Source organism: Amycolatopsis sp. 2-15 (assembly GCF_030285625.1).
Taxonomy (GTDB): Bacteria; Actinomycetota; Actinomycetes; order Mycobacteriales; family Pseudonocardiaceae; genus Amycolatopsis; species Amycolatopsis carbonis.
Window position 1 is genome coordinate 6,869,793 of the sequence record NZ_CP127294.1, and the last position, 16,772, is coordinate 6,886,564.

Annotated in this window: 16 protein-coding genes; 6 read left to right on the forward strand and 10 right to left on the reverse strand. The window is 71.5% G+C overall.

Features of this window, described 5'->3' with window-relative positions:
* Positions 1–155 precede the first annotated feature (155 nt).
* The 6 genes from QRX50_RS33985 to QRX50_RS34010 are packed head-to-tail and all read right to left on the reverse strand — an operon-like array spanning position 156 to position 6,821.
* On the reverse strand, positions 156–569 hold the full coding sequence (locus tag QRX50_RS33985) for a hypothetical protein (protein ID WP_285967200.1): 414 nt from the start codon (positions 567–569) through the stop codon (positions 156–158).
* Positions 566–2,233: an L-lactate permease gene (locus tag QRX50_RS33990; RefSeq protein WP_285967201.1), complete on the reverse strand. Its 1,668-nt coding sequence runs from the start codon at positions 2,231–2,233 to the stop codon at positions 566–568. The genes QRX50_RS33985 and QRX50_RS33990 overlap by 4 nt, the downstream gene beginning before the upstream one ends.
* Before the next feature lie 55 nt (positions 2,234–2,288).
* The gene (locus tag QRX50_RS33995; RefSeq protein WP_285967202.1) at positions 2,289–4,004 is read right to left on the reverse strand and encodes a methylmalonyl-CoA mutase family protein; all 1,716 of its coding nucleotides are present in this window, start codon (positions 4,002–4,004) and stop codon (positions 2,289–2,291) included.
* Entirely contained in the window at positions 4,001–4,972 is a 972-nt protein-coding gene (gene meaB, locus QRX50_RS34000; protein ID WP_285967203.1) for a methylmalonyl Co-A mutase-associated GTPase MeaB, read from the reverse strand. The genes QRX50_RS33995 and meaB overlap by 4 nt, the downstream gene beginning before the upstream one ends.
* Positions 4,969–6,390 (reverse strand): phenylacetate--CoA ligase family protein, encoded by a 1,422-nt coding sequence (locus QRX50_RS34005; RefSeq protein ID WP_285967204.1) that lies wholly within the window; start codon positions 6,388–6,390, stop codon positions 4,969–4,971. Before QRX50_RS34005 ends, meaB begins: the two co-directional genes overlap by 4 nt.
* Positions 6,390–6,821 carry a cobalamin B12-binding domain-containing protein gene (locus tag QRX50_RS34010; RefSeq protein WP_285967205.1) on the reverse strand — a complete coding sequence of 144 codons (432 nt, stop codon included), beginning with the start codon at positions 6,819–6,821 and terminating at the stop codon, positions 6,390–6,392. The genes QRX50_RS34005 and QRX50_RS34010 overlap by 1 nt, the downstream gene beginning before the upstream one ends.
* A gap of 129 nt (positions 6,822–6,950) precedes the next feature.
* Between QRX50_RS34010 and QRX50_RS34015 the strand changes: the two genes are divergently transcribed.
* The 4 genes from QRX50_RS34015 (at position 6,951) to QRX50_RS34030 (ending at position 11,334) form a co-directional block, all read left to right on the forward strand.
* Positions 6,951–8,009 (forward strand): 3-hydroxyisobutyryl-CoA hydrolase, encoded by a 1,059-nt coding sequence (locus QRX50_RS34015; protein ID WP_285967206.1) that lies wholly within the window; start codon positions 6,951–6,953, stop codon positions 8,007–8,009.
* A 121-nt stretch (positions 8,010–8,130) separates the two neighbouring features.
* Positions 8,131–8,838, forward strand: coding sequence for a FadR/GntR family transcriptional regulator (locus tag QRX50_RS34020; RefSeq protein WP_285967207.1), 708 nt, complete (start codon positions 8,131–8,133; stop codon positions 8,836–8,838).
* Between the two features lie 85 nt (positions 8,839–8,923).
* Positions 8,924–9,703: a cyclase family protein gene (locus tag QRX50_RS34025; RefSeq protein ID WP_285974639.1), complete on the forward strand. Its 780-nt coding sequence runs from the start codon at positions 8,924–8,926 to the stop codon at positions 9,701–9,703.
* On the forward strand, positions 9,700–11,334 hold the full coding sequence (locus QRX50_RS34030) for a thiamine pyrophosphate-binding protein (RefSeq protein WP_285967208.1): 1,635 nt from the start codon (positions 9,700–9,702) through the stop codon (positions 11,332–11,334). Before QRX50_RS34025 ends, QRX50_RS34030 begins: the two co-directional genes overlap by 4 nt.
* 45 nt (positions 11,335–11,379) lie before the next feature.
* Here QRX50_RS34030 and QRX50_RS34035 read toward each other — a convergent pair whose 3' ends face one another.
* Positions 11,380–12,132 carry an SDR family NAD(P)-dependent oxidoreductase gene (locus tag QRX50_RS34035; protein ID WP_285967209.1) on the reverse strand — a complete coding sequence of 251 codons (753 nt, stop codon included), beginning with the start codon at positions 12,130–12,132 and terminating at the stop codon, positions 11,380–11,382.
* Positions 12,133–12,155: 23 nt separating this feature from the next.
* Positions 12,156–13,109 carry a cytochrome P450 gene (locus QRX50_RS34040; protein WP_285967210.1) on the reverse strand — a complete coding sequence of 318 codons (954 nt, stop codon included), beginning with the start codon at positions 13,107–13,109 and terminating at the stop codon, positions 12,156–12,158.
* 374 nt (positions 13,110–13,483) lie between these two features.
* On the opposite strand from QRX50_RS34040, the gene lepB reads away from it, so the two are divergent.
* Together lepB and QRX50_RS34050 are read left to right on the forward strand one after the other, a co-directional pair.
* The gene (gene lepB, locus QRX50_RS34045; RefSeq protein WP_285967211.1) at positions 13,484–14,401 is read left to right on the forward strand and encodes a signal peptidase I; all 918 of its coding nucleotides are present in this window, start codon (positions 13,484–13,486) and stop codon (positions 14,399–14,401) included.
* 157 nt (positions 14,402–14,558) lie between these two features.
* Positions 14,559–15,626: a hypothetical protein gene (locus QRX50_RS34050; protein ID WP_285967212.1), complete on the forward strand. Its 1,068-nt coding sequence runs from the start codon at positions 14,559–14,561 to the stop codon at positions 15,624–15,626.
* On the opposite strand, the gene QRX50_RS34055 is transcribed toward QRX50_RS34050, so the two are convergent.
* Together QRX50_RS34055 and QRX50_RS34060 are read right to left on the reverse strand one after the other, a co-directional pair.
* Positions 15,596–16,174 carry a TetR/AcrR family transcriptional regulator gene (locus QRX50_RS34055; RefSeq protein WP_285967213.1) on the reverse strand — a complete coding sequence of 193 codons (579 nt, stop codon included), beginning with the start codon at positions 16,172–16,174 and terminating at the stop codon, positions 15,596–15,598. The genes QRX50_RS34050 and QRX50_RS34055 overlap by 31 nt on opposite strands.
* Positions 16,171–16,596, reverse strand: coding sequence for a nuclear transport factor 2 family protein (locus QRX50_RS34060; RefSeq protein ID WP_285967214.1), 426 nt, complete (start codon positions 16,594–16,596; stop codon positions 16,171–16,173). Before QRX50_RS34060 ends, QRX50_RS34055 begins: the two co-directional genes overlap by 4 nt.
* Between the last annotated feature and the right edge of the window lie 176 nt (positions 16,597–16,772).

The following is a 16,772-nucleotide window of genomic DNA, read 5'->3' on the forward strand; positions in this document are numbered from 1 at the left end:
GGGTCTGCCTGCGAACCCCGCCGGGCGGGGTCCGATCACAGTGGCGCGACCGGCCCGGAATCTCACCGGAGTTCCTCTGCACCGCGTAGTGCTCACTCAAGGTAATCGGAGCTCGCAGCCAGTGTCAATATGACCTCTTTGTTGGTATGACCACACTAGTCGGCACACGATCCGGCGTAGCCGAGTGACCGTTCGCGCTCCTCCGCGCGGAACGCGACCGCGAGCAGGACCGCACCCAACCGGTCGAGCACCACCACCGCGTCGGCCGGGGCTTCCCGCGCCGCCCGCCGAGACACCGCCCGCGCGAGTTTCAGCAGCCCGGCCGCGGCGCTCAGCCCGCCGAGCACCTCGAACCCTCGCGGCACCCCCACGGGACCGAGGTCCCGAGCCGCCCGCCACAGCCGGGGCAGCTCGGGCACCGGTGTCCCGGCGGCGAGGGCGTCGGCCAGTTCGAGCAGCTCGTACTGGACGTCGAGCAGCACGGCCTCGTCGCCGGCCGGCAACGTGCACCTGGACACCGCCGCGCCGATCGCCGCGTTGGCCTCTTCGACGGCGTCGCGGGCGCTCACGGCACCATCCACGACAGCACCGGCGTCGACTGCAGGTACACCAGCACGCACATCAACGGCACGAACACCGCCGACGCCGCGAGCACCCGCCGGAACAGCAGGCCCTCCTTGCCCGCGAGACCCACGGCGCTGGCGCCGATCGCGAGGTTCTGCGGGCTGATCATCTTCCCGAGTACCCCGCCGCTGCTGTTCGCGGCCGCCATCAGCACCGGTTGCAGCTGCGCACCGTGCGCGGCCGCGACCTGCAGCGCGCCGAACAGCGAGTTCGACGACGTGTCCGAGCCCGTCACCGCCGTGCCGAACCAGCCCAGCAGCGGCGAGAGCAGCGCGAACAACCCACCCGCGCCCGCGAGGAATAACCCGAGCGTGGCCGTCTGGCCCGACATGTTCATCACGTAGGCCAGCGCCAGCACCGCCATCACCGTCAGCCCGGCGGTGCGCAGCTGCACGATCGTCTGCCCGTAGGCGCGGATCGCCTGCCCCAGCGGCACTTTCAGCAGGAACGCGGACACCACACCGGCGATGAACAGCACCGTGCCGCTGTCGGCGAGCCAGTCGAACTTGAACGACACCAGGCTCAGCGGCTTGCCCTCCGAAGTCGCGATGTGCAGGCCGGGCCAGCTGAACGTCTTCGTCGTCGTGGCCAGCGCCGCGGCCACCACCGGGATCGCGGCGATCGAGAACAGCACGATGATCGTCGCGTACGGCGCGAACGACCGGACCTGCTCGACGCGCGAGTCGACCACCGTCCGCTCCCGCACCGCGGTCGCCGCGGCCACCCCGCTGCCGCCGGAAGCCGGCGCGGGCCGCGCGCCACCGTCGTCGGGCGCGCGGTCCGGCGCCTCGGCCGGCTTCGGCCGCCAGAACCGCAGCAGCACCAGCACGGCCGCGGCGGACACGAGCGAAGCCGCGATGTCCGTGAGCTGCACCGGACCGAAGTTCGCCATCAGGTACTGGACGACCGCGAAGCTCACGCCGCACACGAGCGCGGCCGGCCACGCCTGCCGCAGCCCGCGCCGCCCGTCGAGCACGACCATGAGCACCAGCGGCACGACCAGCGCGAGGATCGGCACCTGCCGCCCGGTCATGGCAGCGAGGTCGTCGAGCGGCAGCCCGGTCACCTTGGCGAGCGTGATCACGGGCAGCGCGACGGCACCGTACGCGACGGGCGCGGTGTTGGCGATCAGCGCGACCGTCGCCGCCTTCAGCGGTTTCAGCCCGACAGCCACCAGCATCACCGAGCAGATCGCCACCGGCGCGCCGAAACCGGCGAGCGCCTCCAGCAGGGCGCCGAACGAGAACGCGATGATCACGCCCTGCACCCGCTGGTCGTCGCTGATCTTCGCGAAGGTGCGCCGCAGCACGTCGAAGTGCCCGGACACCTTCGTCATCTGGTAGATCCACAGGGAGTTGAGCACGATCCACAACGCGGGGAACAGGCCGAACGCCGCGCCTTCGAGCGCGGAGTCGAAGGCCGGGCCAGCGGGCATGCCGTAGACCGCGATGGCGACCACGATCGACAGCACGAGCGCGATCACCGAAGCCAGCCAGGCGCGGACGCGGAACACGCCCAGCAGCACGAACAACACCAGCAGGGGCAGGGCGGACACGAGGGCGGACCAGCCGAGGCTGCCGCCCAGTGGCGCGGGAACCTGTGTGTACACAGGTCACCTCCGGGACTCTCGTCGTTGAGAGGGGGTGGGGACTGGAGCTGGGCCCTCAGAACACCGGGGTTTCGGTGTAGGAGCCGAAGACATCACGCAGCGCGCCGGTGATCTCTCCCATGGACAGGTGTGCCTTCACGGCCTCGATCGTGGCGGGCATGAGGTTCGCCGCCGGGTCGGCCGCCACGGCGAGCAGGTGCTCCATCGCCGCTTTCGCCCGGTCCGGGTCCCGGTCGGCCCGCACCTGCTTGAGGCGCGAGAGTTGCCGGGCTTCGGATTCCGGGTCGAGCTTGTGGGTCTCGATCTTCTCGCCGGCACCGGCGTCGACGTACTTGTTGACCCCGATCACGGGCCGGTCGCCGCTGGCCTTGCGGCGCGCGTAGTCGTAGGCGGTGTCGGAGATCTCGCGCTGGAAGAAGCCCTGTTCGATCGCGGCGACCACGCCGCCGAGCTCTTCGATCTTCGTGAAGTAGTCGTGGATGCCCTGTTCGAGGCGATCGGTGAGGTTCTCCACGTAGTACGAACCGCCGAGCGGGTCGATCACGCTGGTGACGCCGGTTTCGTCGGCGATGATCTGCTGCGTGCGCAGCGCGACCTTCATCGCCTGCTCGCTCGGGATCGTGTAGGCCTCGTCGAGACCATTGGTGTGCAAGGACTGCGCGCCGCCGAGCACGGCCGAGAGGGCCTGCAGCGCCGTGCGGATGATGTTGTTGAGCGGCTGGGGTTTCGTGAGCGTGGCCGCTGCCGTCTGCGCGTGGAAGCGCAGCCGCATCGACTGCGGGTTCTTGGCGCCGAAGGTCTCCTTCATCATCTTCGCGTAGAACCGCCGCACCGCGCGGAACTTCGCGACCTCCTCGAAGAGGTCCGCCTGGCTGACGAAAAAGAACGACAGCCGTGAAGCGAACTGGTCCACGTCGACCCCGGTGGCGACGACGTCCTCCACGTAGGCCTTCGTGATGGCCATCGTGAACGCGATCTCCTGCACCGCGTTCGCCCCGGCCTCGCTGATGTGGTAGCCGGAGATGTTCACGGGGTTGTAGCGGGCGATGTGCTCGCTGGCGTAGACCACGGTGTCGCGCACGATCCGCATGCTCGGCCGGACCGGGAACACCCACTCCTTCTGCGCCACGTACTCCTTGAGGATGTCGTTCTGGATCGTCCCCGAGAGCTTGTTGAGGTCGTAGCCACGCTGCTCGGCGACCGCGACGTACATCGCGAGCAGAATCCACGCCGAGGGGTTGATCGTCATCGACACGCTGATCTTCTCGAGGTCGATGCCGTCGAACAGCGCCTCCATGTCGGGAAGTGTGTCGATCGCGACGCCCTCGCGGCCGACCTCGCCGAGGCTCATCGGGTCGTCGCTGTCCAGGCCCATCAGCGTCGGCATGTCGAAGTCCACGGACAGGCCGGTCTGGCCCTGCGCGATGAGGTATTGGAACCGTTTGTTCGTCTCCTCGGCCTGCCCGAAGCCCGCGATCTGACGCATGGTCCAGTTCCGGCCGCGGTACATCGTCGGGTACGGGCCGCGCGTGTACGGGTAGCGGCCGGGCAGGCCGATGTCGTGCCAGTCGTCCGGCAGGTCGGCCGGCGTGTAGACGCGCTGCACCTCCATGCCGCTGCCGGAGCGGTAGACGTCGCGGGATTCGGGCTGGCGGTTGACGAACGCCGCGAGCTCGTCGCCCTCCCAGCCGGCCAGCTCGCGCGTGACCGCTTCGACGAGTGCCTCGGTCGTCAGTGCTCGTTCCGCTGGGGCCGGGTCGTGCTCGTTCACCACAGTTCCTCCTCGTCAGTCGTCTCGGCACCGGGCCGCCCGACCAGGCGGCGCGCGGCGGAGAGCGGGTCCTCGCGCCGCGCGGTCACGTCGTCCACCGCTTCGTCGAACGCGGGGACGCCGGGCCGCAGCCCGTCGAGCACGAGCTGTTCGGCGACCCACCGGATGCGGGTCGCGCTGTTGCGCCGGGCGCGGCGCTCGCGTTCGCCGTGCTCGGTCATCCACGCCAGGTGCGCGGCGAACTCCTCGGCGAGCTCGGGCACGCCGTCGCCGGTGGCGGCGACGGTCTGCTGGATCGGCACGTTCCACTGGTGCGGCTTGCGGTGCGCCAGCCGCAGCATGTCGCGCAGCTCGGCCACGGTCTTGGCCGCGCCTTCGCGATCGGCCTTGTTCACCACGTGCACGTCGGCGATCTCCAGTAGGCCGGCCTTGATCGCCTGCACGTCGTCGCCCATGCCCGGCACGCTCACCACGGCCACGGTCTGGGCCGCGCTGATCACGTCGACCTCCGCCTGCCCGACGCCGACGGTCTCGAGCACCACCACGTCCTTGCCCGCGGCGTCGAGGACGGTGATCGCGTCGAGCGTCGCGCGGGAAAGACCGCCGAGCGCGCCCCGGGTGGCGACGGAGCGGATGAACACCCCCTCGTCCCCCGCGAGGCCGGTCATCCGGATGCGGTCACCGAGGATCGCGCCGCCGCTGAACACGCTGGACGGGTCCACCGCCAGCACGCCGACCGTCTTGCCCGCTTTCCGGTAGTGCTCCGTCAGCGACTTGACCAGCGTGCTCTTGCCGCTGCCCGGCGGTCCGGTCAGACCGAGCACGTGCGCGTGCCCCGCCTTGCCGTGCAGCTCGGCGAGCGCCTCGTCGACACCGGCGGTGCGCCGCTCCACGAAGGTGAGCATCCGCGCGATGGCCGGGTGCTCCCCTGCGAGCACCCGCCCGACGACGTCGCCCGGCGTCTTCACGACCCACTTCCGAGGCGGCGCAGCAGGTCGCGGTCGTCGATCACCCGCCGCGCCTTGAACTCGGTGCGGTCGAACGTCTTGTACTCCACCGGGACCACGTGCGCGCCGACGCCGAGCGCGCGCCGCAGCTTGTCCTCGATCGCGCGAGCCCAGCCGTCCAGAGTGGACTCCGCGACGCCGCGGTGCTCCACCTGCACGGCGAGGGTGTCCATCGTGGACTTGCGGCTGATCACGATGCGGTGCTCGCCGCCGTAGCCCTCGGCGGCCATCACCACGTCGTCGATCGCGCTCGGGTACACGTTCTCGCCGCGCACGGTGAACATGTCGTCGATGCGCCCGTAGATGCCCTGCGGCAGGAACGGGTACGTGCGGCCGCGGTCGGCCGAGGGCGCTTCCCAGCGTGTGAGGTCGTTGGACAGCAGCCGGATCATCGGCTGGCTGGTGCGCTCCAGCGTGGTGTACACGGGGGTGCCCTCGCGGCCGTAGTCCACGCGGTGGTGGTCGACGGGGTCGCACACCTCGGTGTAGACGAGGTCCTGCCAGGCGAACACGCCCGGCTCGTGGTTCGCGGCACCCAGGTGCATCCACGGGCTGACCTCGGCCATGCTGCCCGAGTCGTAGACCGCCGCATCGAAGGCCGCTTCGATGCGGCCGCGGATCGTCGGCACGCTCGCGCCGGGCTCGCCGGAGAAGAACAGCTTGCGCAGCCCCAGATCCGCGGGGTCCACACCTTCGTCGGCGGCGACCTCGGCCAGGTGCAGCGCGTAGGACGGCGTGCCATAGAAGACGGTCACGCCCATCTGCTTCATCCACATCACCGTCCGAGCGGTCTGGCCCGGCGTGCCGGCACCGAACGGGAACACGCGCGCGCCCAGCCGTTCCGCGCCGATGTAGGCACCCCACGAACCCCAGTAGAGGCTCAGCGGCGAGGCGACCAGCACGGTGTCGGTTTCGCGGATGCCCATCCCCCACATCACGCGGGCGTGAGCGTTGGCGACGCTGCGCCAGTCGCGCTCGCTGATGCCGAACGCCGTCGGGCGGCCGGTGGTGCCCGACGTGCCGTTCACGTGCTTGACCTCGCCCGGGTCCACGGCGAGGTAGCTGCCGAACGGCTCGTGGGCGGCCTGGTCGGCGCGCAGCTCTTCCTTGCGCACCACGGGAACCTTCTCGAAGTCCGACAGGTCGCGGATGGCCGACGGGTGGATCCCCGCCTCCTCCCACTTGCGCCGGTAGAACGGCGCGTGGTCCCACGCGTAGGCCATCACCTCACGGATGCGGGCGAGAATCGCCTCGTCGCGTTCGCCCGCGGGCATCGTCTCCCGCCGTGGGAACCAGTGCCGCTGCCCGGACGGCGGGCGGTAGGTCTCGTCGTAGCGCGGCGGCCAGCTCCACTGCTCCATCGGGTTCTGCGCGTCCATCACGCCTCCTCTGCGACGCCGGTCAGCGCGCGAATGCGCTCGACGATCGTCTCCGGGGTGGTGTCCTGGCCGAGCACCTCGGCCACGCCCATCTTCTTGAGCGTCTCCTCGTCCTCGTCCGGCATCACGCCGCCGGCGACGATGGCGAAGCCGGGCCGGTCGGGCATCGCGTCGATCAGCTCGAAGATGCGGGTGAAGATCGGCATGTGCGCGCCGGAGAGCAGGCTCACGCCGAGCACGTCGACGTCCTCCTGCACGGCCGCTTCCAGCACCTGCTCGGGGCTGCGGTGCAGGCCGGTGTAGATCACCTCCATGCCCGCGTCGCGCAGGGTCCGCGCGACGACCTTCACGCCACGGTCGTGGCCGTCCAGCCCGATCTTGGCCAGCATCACCCGGATCGGTTCGCCGCCGCTCTCACCCACCGTGTCCACACCTCGTTCCACGACCTGAACTGCATCTGGTCTTGCCTTGCATGTGGTCTGACCATAGAAGTGGGCGTATGGAATGTGCAACCCTGGGATCGAGCACCACCCGGCTGCAGGAAGGCGAAGGTGTCCTACGTGAGCACCGTTTTGGCCCGCACACAGGGGGCGGTCGGCAGGTTGACCGTGAACCGCCCGGAGGCACTGAACGCCCTGGATCTGCGCATGATCCGGGCGATGCGGACCGCCCTCGACGAGTGGGAGTCCGACCCGGCCGTGACCGCTGTCGTGCTCGACGGCGCGGGCGATCGGGCCTTCTGCGCGGGCGGCGACATCGGCGTGGTCCACTCGTCGGCCGTCGGCGATCCCGCGGTCGCCCTGACGCTGTGGCGCGAGGAGTACCGGCTCGATGCCCGCCTCGCGCGCTACCCGAAACCCGTCGTCGCGCTCATGGACGGCATCACGATGGGCGGCGGGATCGGGATCGGCGCGCACGCGGCGGTCCGGGTGGTCACCGAACGCTCGGTGCTCGCGATGCCGGAGGTCGCGATCGGCCTCGCGCCCGACGTCGGCGGCACGCTCCTGCTCGCCCGCGCACCCGGCGAGCTGGGCACGCACCTCGCGCTCACCGCCGGTCGCGCCGGTCCCGCCGACGCGGTCCACTGTGGACTCGCCGACCACCACGTGCCCGCCGGCCGGCTGGCCGCGCTCGTCGACGACCTCGCCGCCGGTGCGGCACCCGAGCCGACCGTGGCGAAATACGCCGAGGATCCCGGCCCGGCTCCGCTTGTGGCCGCGCGGTGCTGGATCGACCATGCGTACGGCGGCGCGACCACCGTCGAAGACCTGCTGTACCACCTCGAGGCGATCGACGAGCCGCGGGCGCGCGAGGCCGTCGCCGCGATCACCGCGGCCGCCCCGACGGCACTCAAGGTGACGCTGCGAGCTGTGCGCGCGGCTCGCGAGATGAGCACGATCGAGGAATGCCTGCGCCAGGACTTCCGCCTGTGCAGCCGGTTCCTCGAGCATCCCGACCTGGCCGAGGGCATCCGGGCGGCGATCCTTGAGAAGGATCGCGCACCGCGCTGGCGCCCGGGCACGCTCGCCGAGGTCGGCGACGAGGCCGTCGAGGCGTTCTTCGCGCCGCTGGCCGAGGAGCTGGACCTGCCGGGTCCCGATCACCTGGTCCATCCGTAGCAGTCCACGGCAGTCCACATTGTGGTCTGACCACCGCTGTCTTAGGCTGCGATGGATCGGGAGCAGTGCGGGGAGCACGTACCGACAGTCCGACAACGCGGTCGAGGAGGCGGTCCGATCGATGGGCCAACCGGACAACGTGCGCTACCTCGGGTCACCCGGCCAGGCGCTGGCGGGGATCCAGGACTGGATCGTCTCCGCGCGGCTGAGCGCGGGCGACCCGCTACCCGCCGAACGTGACCTGGCCCGGGCGCTCGGCGTCGGACCCGCGCACGTGCGCGACGGGGTCCGCGCCCTGGAAGCGGCGGGGGTGCTCGAACCGGCGGCCACGGGCAGCGCGGCCGCGGTCGTGGCCGGTGAGCCGAGCGGCGCGCTGCACAAGCTGCTCCGGCTGCACCTCTCGCTGTCGCGGTTCGCCACCGGTGACCTCATGTCGATCCGGCTCGAGCTGGAACGCTCGTCGGCGGCGCGCGCGGCCCGGGGCGCCGCACCAGCGGACATCAAGGAGCTGAGGGAGGTCACCGACGAGATGGGCCGGCCCGGCGTGACCCGGGTGCGGTTCCGCGAGCTCGACTCCGGTTTCCACCTCGGCCTCGCCCGTGCGGCGCACAACGACCTCGCCGCCGTGCTGCTCGCCTCGCTCGGCGACGCTGTCGGCGACGAGATGACCGCCGGGTACGCTCGGACGGCCGACTGGCCCGCCACCGCGCGGCAGCTCGCGACCGAGCACACGTGGATCCTCGACGCGATCGAAACCGGCGACCCGGATCGCGCGTCGGCCGAGGTGACACGGCACATCGCCGGTTTCTACGGTCTGCGCGCCGGCTGAGCGGTTCCCCGGAACCCCTTGCGGGGCATAGGGTCTCCCCCAGGTTTCACGGATGAGCAGTTCACCGTCGAGCACTGGAGGACGCATGTCGTTGCTGGCCGAGCTGAGCGCGGCGATCACCGGGGGTGGCATCGAGGTCGTCGACCTCACCGCTCCCCTGACTTCGAGCACCCCGATCCTGCAGCTGCCCGAGCCGTTCGCGAACACGATCCCGTTCCGGCTCGAGGAGATCAGCCGCTACGACGAGCGCGGCCCGCGCTGGTACTGGAACGACATCCACACCGGCGAGCACACCGGCACCCACTTCGACGCGCCCGTCCACTGGCTGTCCGGAAAGGACGGTCTCGACGTTTCGCAGGCGCCGCTGAGCACGCTCGTCGCGCCCGCGGTGGTGCTCGACGCGTCGGCGAAAGCCCAGGGCAACCCGGACTTCCTGCTGTCGGTGGACGACGTGCGCGAGTGGGAGTCCGAGCACGGCGCGCTGCCGGCGGGCGCGTGGCTGCTCTACCGCAGCGGCTGGGACGTGCACTCCAACGATCAGGACGAGTTCCTCAACGCCGACGCGTCCGGCTCGCACACCCCCGGGGTGTCTCCCGAGTGCGCCAAGTGGCTCGCCGAGGAGACGCCGATCGCGGGGCTGGGCGTGGAGACCGTCGGCACCGACGCCGGCCAGGCGCCCGGGCTCGACCCGGCCTTCCCGTGCCACGAGCTGCTGCTCGGCGCGGGCAAGTTCGGCCTGACGCAGCTGCGCAACCTGGCGAACCTGCCCGCGACCGGTGCGATGCTGGTGATCAGCCCGCTGCCGATCGTCGGCGGTTCGGGCAGCCCGGCCCGGGTGTTCGCGCTCGTCGAGCGTGGCGCGTGAAGGTCGCGGAACTCGTCGGGCGCACGCTCGCCGACCTCGGCGTCGGCATGGCCTTCGGGGTGGTCGGCAGCGGCAACTTCGAGGTGACCAACGCGCTGCGGGCGGCGGGCGTGCGCTTCGTCGCCGCGCGGCACGAAGGCGGCGCGGCGAGCATGGCCGACGCGTACGCGCGGATGAGCGGCCAGGTCTCCGCGCTGAGCCTGCACCAGGGGTGCGGGCTGACCAACGCGATCACCGGCATCACCGAAGCGGCGAAGAGCCGCACACCGATGGTCGTGGTCGCCGCCGACGCCGCCGCGGCGGCCGTGCTGTCGAACTTCAAGATCGACCAGGACGCGCTCGGCGTCGCGGTGGGCACGGTGGCCGACCGCGTGCATTCGGCGGAATCCGCCTTCGCCGACACGATCCGCGCGTTCCGCACCGCGCGGCAGGAGAACCGGACCGTCGTGTTCAGCCTGCCGATCGACCTGCAGCAGCAGGAAGCGCCGACGCCCGGCGAAGTGCCGGAGGTGCCCGGCCCCGCGCCGATCCGGCCGGAAACCGCGGTGTCCGACGAGCTGGCGGAGCTGTTGTCCGAGGCGCGGCGCCCGGTGTTCATCGCCGGCCGCGGCGCCCGGGGCCAGGCCACCGCGCTGCGGGCGCTGGCCGACGTCACCGGCGCACTGCTCGCGACCTCGGCCGTGGCGAATGGCCTCTTCCACGACGACCCGTGGTCACTCGGGATCAGCGGCGGTTTCTCCTCGCCGCTGACCGCGGAGCTGATCGCGGACGCGGACCTCGTCGTGGGCTGGGGCTGCGCGCTGAACATGTGGACCACGCGCCACGGCAAGCTGCTCGGGCCGCGGGCGCGGCTCGTGCAGGTCGACCGGGAGCAGGCCGCGCTCGGCGCGCACCGGCCGATCGACCTCGGCGTGGTCGGCGACGTCGCGGCCACCGCCGTCGACGTGCTGGAGCTGCTGGAAGCCCGCGGGCACAAGGCCGAGGGCTACCGCGGTCCCGAGCTCGCTGCGCGTCTGGCGGCCGAGGTGCGCTGGAACGACGTCGCGCACCTCGACAACTCCGGCGACGGCCGGATCGACGCGCGCACACTCAGCGCCCGCCTCGACGAGCTGCTGCCCGCCCAGCGCGTGGTGTCGATCGACTCGGGCAACTTCATGGGTTACCCGAGCGCGTACCTGTCCGTGCCGGACGAGAACGGGTTCTGCTTCACGCAGGCCTACCAGTGCGTCGGGCTCGGGCTGGGCACGGCGATCGGCGCCGCGCTCGCGCGCCCGGACCGGCTGCCCGTGCTCGGCGTCGGCGACGGCGGGTTCCACATGGCGATCTCCGATCTGGAGACGGCCGTGCGGCTGCGGCTGCCGCTGGTGGTGGTCGTCTACAACGACGCCGCGTACGGTGCGGAGGTCCACCACTTCGGCGACGCCGACCTCGACACGGTGCGCTTCCCCGACACGGACCTCGCGGCGATCGCGCGCGGCTTCGGCTGCAGCGGCGTCACGGTGCGCACGCCGGGGGACCTGGCCGGGGTGACGAAGTGGCTCGGCGGTCCTCGCGAGACACCGCTGGTGATCGACGCGAAGGTCTCCGACGACGGTGGTTCGTGGTGGCTCGCCGAAGCGTTCGGGCACTGAGGTTTCGGGCGCCGAGTTTCCCGACGCCGAGTTTCCGGCCCGGTGTCAGTGTTTGCTGCCCGCCCGCGCGGCGATCCGCGTCATCAGCGGGCGGGGCAGCAGCTTCCCCAGCGCCGCCGCGGTCTTGTAACGCACGTCCGGCACGCTCACCGCCGTGCCGCGGCGGAAGTCGCGGATCGCGGCGGCGACGAGGGTTTCCCTGTCCAGCCACAGCGAGTCCGGGATTCCACTGGTGTCCATTCCGGACCGTTCGTGGAACTCCGTGCGCACCCAGCCCGGGCACAGCGCCATCACGTGCACGCCGCTGCTGCGCACCTGTTCTCGCACGCTGTCGCTGAAGACGACGACCCAGGACTTCGACGCGCTGTACGTCCCGCGTGAGAAGAACGCCGCCACCGAAGCCACGTTGATCACTCCCCCACGCCGACGCGTGAGCATGCCGGGCAAGGCCGCCTTCGTGATCCGCAGGACGGCCTCGCAGTGCACCCGCAGCATGGCCACCTCGGCGGACACCTCGGTCTCGAGGAACTCGCCCTGCTGCCCGAACCCGGCGTTGTTCACGACCAAGTCCACCGTGGCCACGCGCTGCTCCACGCGCGCGATCCCGGCGTCCGCCGCCAGGTCCGCCACGAGGACCTCGACCGGCACGCCGTGGTCCGCCCGCAGTGAGCGCGCGAGCTCCTCGAGCCGGGCCGCGTCCCGGGCGACGAGCACGACCCCGAACCCGTCGGAGGCGAGCCGGCGGGCGAACGCCGCGCCGATTCCGGCGGTCGCACCGGTGACGAGAGCTTCGGGCATGCGCGGCAGTCTAGGCCGGATGCTCACCACGTCATCGGGAGCCGGGCGATCGACCCGCCCACCTGGTCGCCGAGTTCGGTACCCAGCATGGGGATCTCGGTGAACGGGACGGTCAGGCGCAAGTCCGGCATCCGCTTCAGCAAAGCGGCGTACGCGGCGCGCAGCTCGACCCGCGCGAGCGGCGCGCCGATGCAGTGCGACATGCCGTAGCTGAACGCCGGGTGCGGGTTGGGGCGGCGCCCGACGTCGAAGCACTCGGGATCGGTGAACACGAGGTCGTCGAAGCCGGTCGAGTAGTGGTCGCACAGCACGAGGTCGCCCGCGCGGATCACGACGTCCGCCACGGCGATGTCCTCGGCCGCGTACCGCGGCACGCAGGTCTCGGCGACCCGCCCGACGCGCAGCACCTCTTCCACGGCCGTGTCGAGCAGGCGCGGGTCGGCCCGCACGCGGTCGCGCTGGCCGGGGTGCCCGGCGAGCAGCGCGAGGCCCGCGCTGAGGTTGCTCGGCGTGACGAGGAAAGAGAAGCTCGCGAGCGCGAGCAGGCCCGACACGTCGGCGTCGTCCCGGATCACTTCGCACAGCGTGGACGCGAGGTCGTCGCCCGGGGTGCTTCGCTTGCGGCGCGCGAGCTCCCGCAGGTACGCGTACAGCTCGTCCAGCGCCGCGGCCGCGGTGTGCTCGGCGTCGACCTCGCCGGCGCTGAGCAGCAAGGCGAGGAAGCCGTCCGGATCGGGCACGCCGACGAGGTCGCACAGGATCCGGAACGACAGCGGCAGCGAGAAGTCGTTGTGCAGGTCGGCCTGGGGCCCGGCGGCGAGCACGACGTCGATCTGCTCGTCGACCATCGCCGCGACCCGGTCGGCCAGGCGCTGCATCTTGCGGCCGGTGAAGTGGGGCACGAGGACGCCGCGGATGTCGCCGTGGCGTTCGCGGGCCGCGGCCGGCTCCGCGTCGGACACCGCCAGGTCGAACATCGGCGTGCGCACGTACCGCGGCCGGCCGGCCGGCCGGATCGGGGTGCGTCTTGCCCAGCCGCGGGTCGAGCAGCAGCCGCCTGAGTTCCGCGAGCCGGGTGACGAGCCAGGCGGGGTCACCCGCCGGAGTCCGCACACGGGCCACGGGACCGGTGTCGCGCACGGCGCGCAGCACCGGATCCAGCTCGCCCAGCACCAGGTTCCCGCATTTCAGCACGGGTGTGTCCACCGCCGGCTCCCTCCGGTCAAGATCACTTCACGCTAAGCGGGTGCGACTGCGGGAAACCCCAGTGATCCCCGTCAGCGGGACGACACCCCGATCGTGATCGGTGGCGCTGCGGCGGCGGTGAGCGGGAAGTCGGTAGCCTGGCCCCGTGGTCGACCCCATCCCCCGCGGTTCCGCCGAGAGTGACCCCGAACGTCCTGATCAGGACGGTGAGGGCGAGTCGTCCGGTTCGGACGGTCGCGGACGCAAGGCGCGCAAGAAACGTCCGTTCTGGCAGGAGCTGCCGATCCTGATCGTGATCGCCCTCGTGCTCACGATCCTGATCCAGCAGTTCGTGGCGAAGGTCTTCATGATCCCGTCCGAGTCCATGGAGACCACGCTGCACGGCTGCACGGGGTGCTTCGGCGACCGCGTGGTCGTCGACCGGGTCACCTACGACTTCACCGACCCCTCGCCGGGCGACGTGATCGTGTTCCGCGGGCCGGGCCCGTGGACGGAACACGAGATCGCGCCACAGGAGCCGAGCAACATCTTCGCGAAGGGCCTGCGCGAGCTCGGCTCGCTCGTCGGGTTCGCGCCGCCGGACGAGCAGGACTTCGTCAAGCGCGTGATCGCCGTCGGCGGGCAGACGGTGCAGTGCTGCGACCCGAAGGGCCGGGTGATCGTGGACGGCAAGGCGCTCGACGAGCCCTACGTCCACTGGGTCGACCCGAACAACGCGGCGCAGGACTCGTTCGCCCCGGTCACCGTGCCGCAGGGCAGCCTGTGGGTGATGGGCGACAACCGCAACGACTCGTGCGACTCCCGCTGCCAGGGCGGCGGCGGGATCAACGGCACGGTGCCGGTCGACGACGTGATCGGCAAGGCGCGCTTCATCGTCCTGCCGCCGTCGCGCTGGGGCGGGGTGAGCGACTTCGACGCGCAGGACTCGGCGACACCGGTGGCACTCGGCGCGCCGGCGTGGCAGCAAGGCCTGCCGCTCGGCGTGGGCACGGCGCTGTCGGTGCCGGCGCTGATCGTCGGCCGGCGCACGCGGGACGCGCTCCGCAAGCGGCGCCGCGGCTGACCGCGTTCCGCAGGAGAGTTCACACCGGTCCCGTTAGGGTCACCCGACGTGGACAGCGCACGCGAGCCCTACGACCGCGAAGCCGCCGAGCAGTGGTTCCGGCCGCGCGGCCTGCCGTCAGTGGTGCGGACGCCCGGCGCACCTGCTGGCGCGGATCGTGCCCGCCGAGGTGCTCGTGGTGCTCGGGCTGCTGTTCACCACGGCGACGTCGGTGCTCGACGGCGGCAGCGACGAAGAGTTCGCCCGCCGGATGGACCAGACCTGGTTCGCGCTGCTCTACCTCGTCGTGCTCCTCGCGTATGTGGTGGTGCCGTCGGTCGGCGCGTGGCTCGCCGCGCGCTGGGTCCGGCGGCGCGTGCCGGCGCGGCGGGGCACGCCCGTGGCACTCGGGGTGGCCGCGGTGTTCCTGGTGCTCAATCCGATCGTCGACGCCGCGGCCCCGCCGCACGACTCCCTGCCGGTCGGAGTGCTGGAGCAGCTCGGGCTGCTGGTGGTGCTGCTCGTCGCGGCGTTCTTCGGCGGCGGCTCGATCCTCGGCTGGGCGTTGCGGGCCGCGTTCCGCCAGCTCGGCCGCCTCGGTGACCTCACGTCCCGAGCGTTGCCGCTGCTCCTGCTGTTCACCGTTTTCGGCTTCTTCACCACCGCGATCTGGCAGGTGACCGCCGACCTCACGCGGCACCGGATCTGGCTCGTCGTCGGGCTTTTCTCGGTGGTGGCGGTGCTGTTCCTCGTGTCGACGCTGTCGGACGAGGTCCGGTCGCTGACGAAGGCGCAGATGCCCGCCGAACCGGACACGCTGGAGGGTACGCCGTTCGCGTCGTGCACCGATCCCGCGCCGGAGCGGGTGCCGCTGACCAAGCTGGAGCGGGCGAACATGGTGCTCGTCCTGCTGCTCACGCAGATCCTGCAGACGCTCGTGCTGTCAGTGCTCACGTTCGTGTTCTTCGTGGCGTTCGGCGTGATCACGGTCCGCGCGCCGGTGATCAAGTCGTGGGTCGGGCACGATCCGACGCCGGGCACGCTGTTCGGCATCCAGGTGCCGATCGCCAACGAGCTGCTGCAGGTGTCGTTGTTCATCGCCGCGTTCTCGGCGCTGTACTTCGCGGCCGGCGCGGTCACGGACTCGACTTACCGCAGCTCGTTCTTCGAGCCGCTCGTGCGGCACCTGGGCACGAGCCTCACGGCCCGCGACCGCTACCTCGCGCGCTTGCCCGTGCCCGGCTGAGCCCGCAGCCCCGCCAGTACGAGGCGCAGCAGGCGGTCCGGCAGCTTCGGGTCGTCCGGCGTTTCCTCCGCCGCCTGGCCGATGGCGCCGGCGAGGCGCAGGAGGTCGGCGATCGTCACGTTCTTGTCGGCCTCCCCCGCCTTGTGCGCGCGGGCGAGCAGCGTCTTCCCGGCTCGTTCGACGGGAACCCGCGACGCTGCGAGTGTCGCGTTCGGACGGTCCTGCCCGGTCGCCGCCGCGATGGCCTGCCACGCGCGGTGGCGGTCGACCACGGCCCGCAGCCACGAGCTCAGCGCGGCGAACGCGTCGTCGGCGCGTGCCAGCTCCCGGCCGAGGTCGAGCAGCGCGTCCACCTCGCCCTGGAACACCGCATCGAGCAGGTCCTCACGGCGCGGGAAGTGGCGGTAGAGCGTGCCGATCCCGACGCCGGCCCGGCGCGCGATCTCCTCGAGCGACGCACCCGTGCCGTCGGCGAGGAACGCCGCCCGGGCCTCGGCGACGAGCCGCTCGCGGTTGCGGCGGGCATCAGCGCGTAGCGGGCGGGTCACGCGGCTTTGAGGTGGTGGCTGAGGTCCCCGGCCAGCGCCACGTGCGGCCGCCGTTCGACGAAGCGCCACTCGCCGTGTGCGTGTTCGAAGCGGTCGTCGTAGTGGCCCGACGCGATCGGCTGCAGCGGCAGCCCCGGCGCGGCCTGCAGCGCGGTCCAGTAGCTGTGGGCCGTGGCGGTGCCGGCGGCCTCGTCGACGTGGACGCGCACGTTGCTGGTCAGGTGGCGGGTGCGCGGGGTGCCGTCAGGGTAGAGCACAAGGGTGTCGTGGAAGTACCGCTCCACGGCCTCGCGCCCCGTCGCCGGGTCGCCACCGGCGAAGGTGCCGTGGGCGAACAGCTTGCCGACCGCGGCGAAGTTCCCGGAGTCGACGTGCGCGGCGTAGGTGAAGATCAGGTCCTCGATGGCCTGGTGTGCGGACATGGTCGCTCCCGGTGAATAAGAGGAGGGGTGCCTCCGCTCCACTATACGGAGGCACCCCTCCCCTTCGCCAGTGCCGTGCCCCGGTCACGGAAAACCGTTGGCACACTGGGGAAATTCACGGCGGTGCTGCCGACGGCAGGCGTGGTAGGTTCGCCTCGGATCCGGCGCCGCCGCGA

Excerpts from the sequence above, each read along its gene's own strand:
- QRX50_RS34025 (WP_285974639.1), top strand. The coding sequence starts at position 8,924 with ATGTCGTTGCTGGCCGAGCTGAGCGCGGCGATCACCGGGGGTGGCATC.
- QRX50_RS34020 (WP_285967207.1), top strand. The coding sequence starts at position 8,131 with ATGGGCCAACCGGACAACGTGCGCTACCTCGGGTCACCCGGCCAGGCG.
- QRX50_RS34035 (WP_285967209.1), bottom strand. The coding sequence starts at position 12,132 with ATGCCCGAAGCTCTCGTCACCGGTGCGACCGCCGGAATCGGCGCGGCG.
- QRX50_RS34040 (WP_285967210.1), bottom strand. The coding sequence starts at position 13,109 with ATGTTCGACCTGGCGGTGTCCGACGCGGAGCCGGCCGCGGCCCGCGAA.
- QRX50_RS34005 (WP_285967204.1), bottom strand. The coding sequence starts at position 6,390 with ATGGACGCGCAGAACCCGATGGAGCAGTGGAGCTGGCCGCCGCGCTAC.
- QRX50_RS34060 (WP_285967214.1), bottom strand. The coding sequence starts at position 16,596 with ATGTCCGCACACCAGGCCATCGAGGACCTGATCTTCACCTACGCCGCG.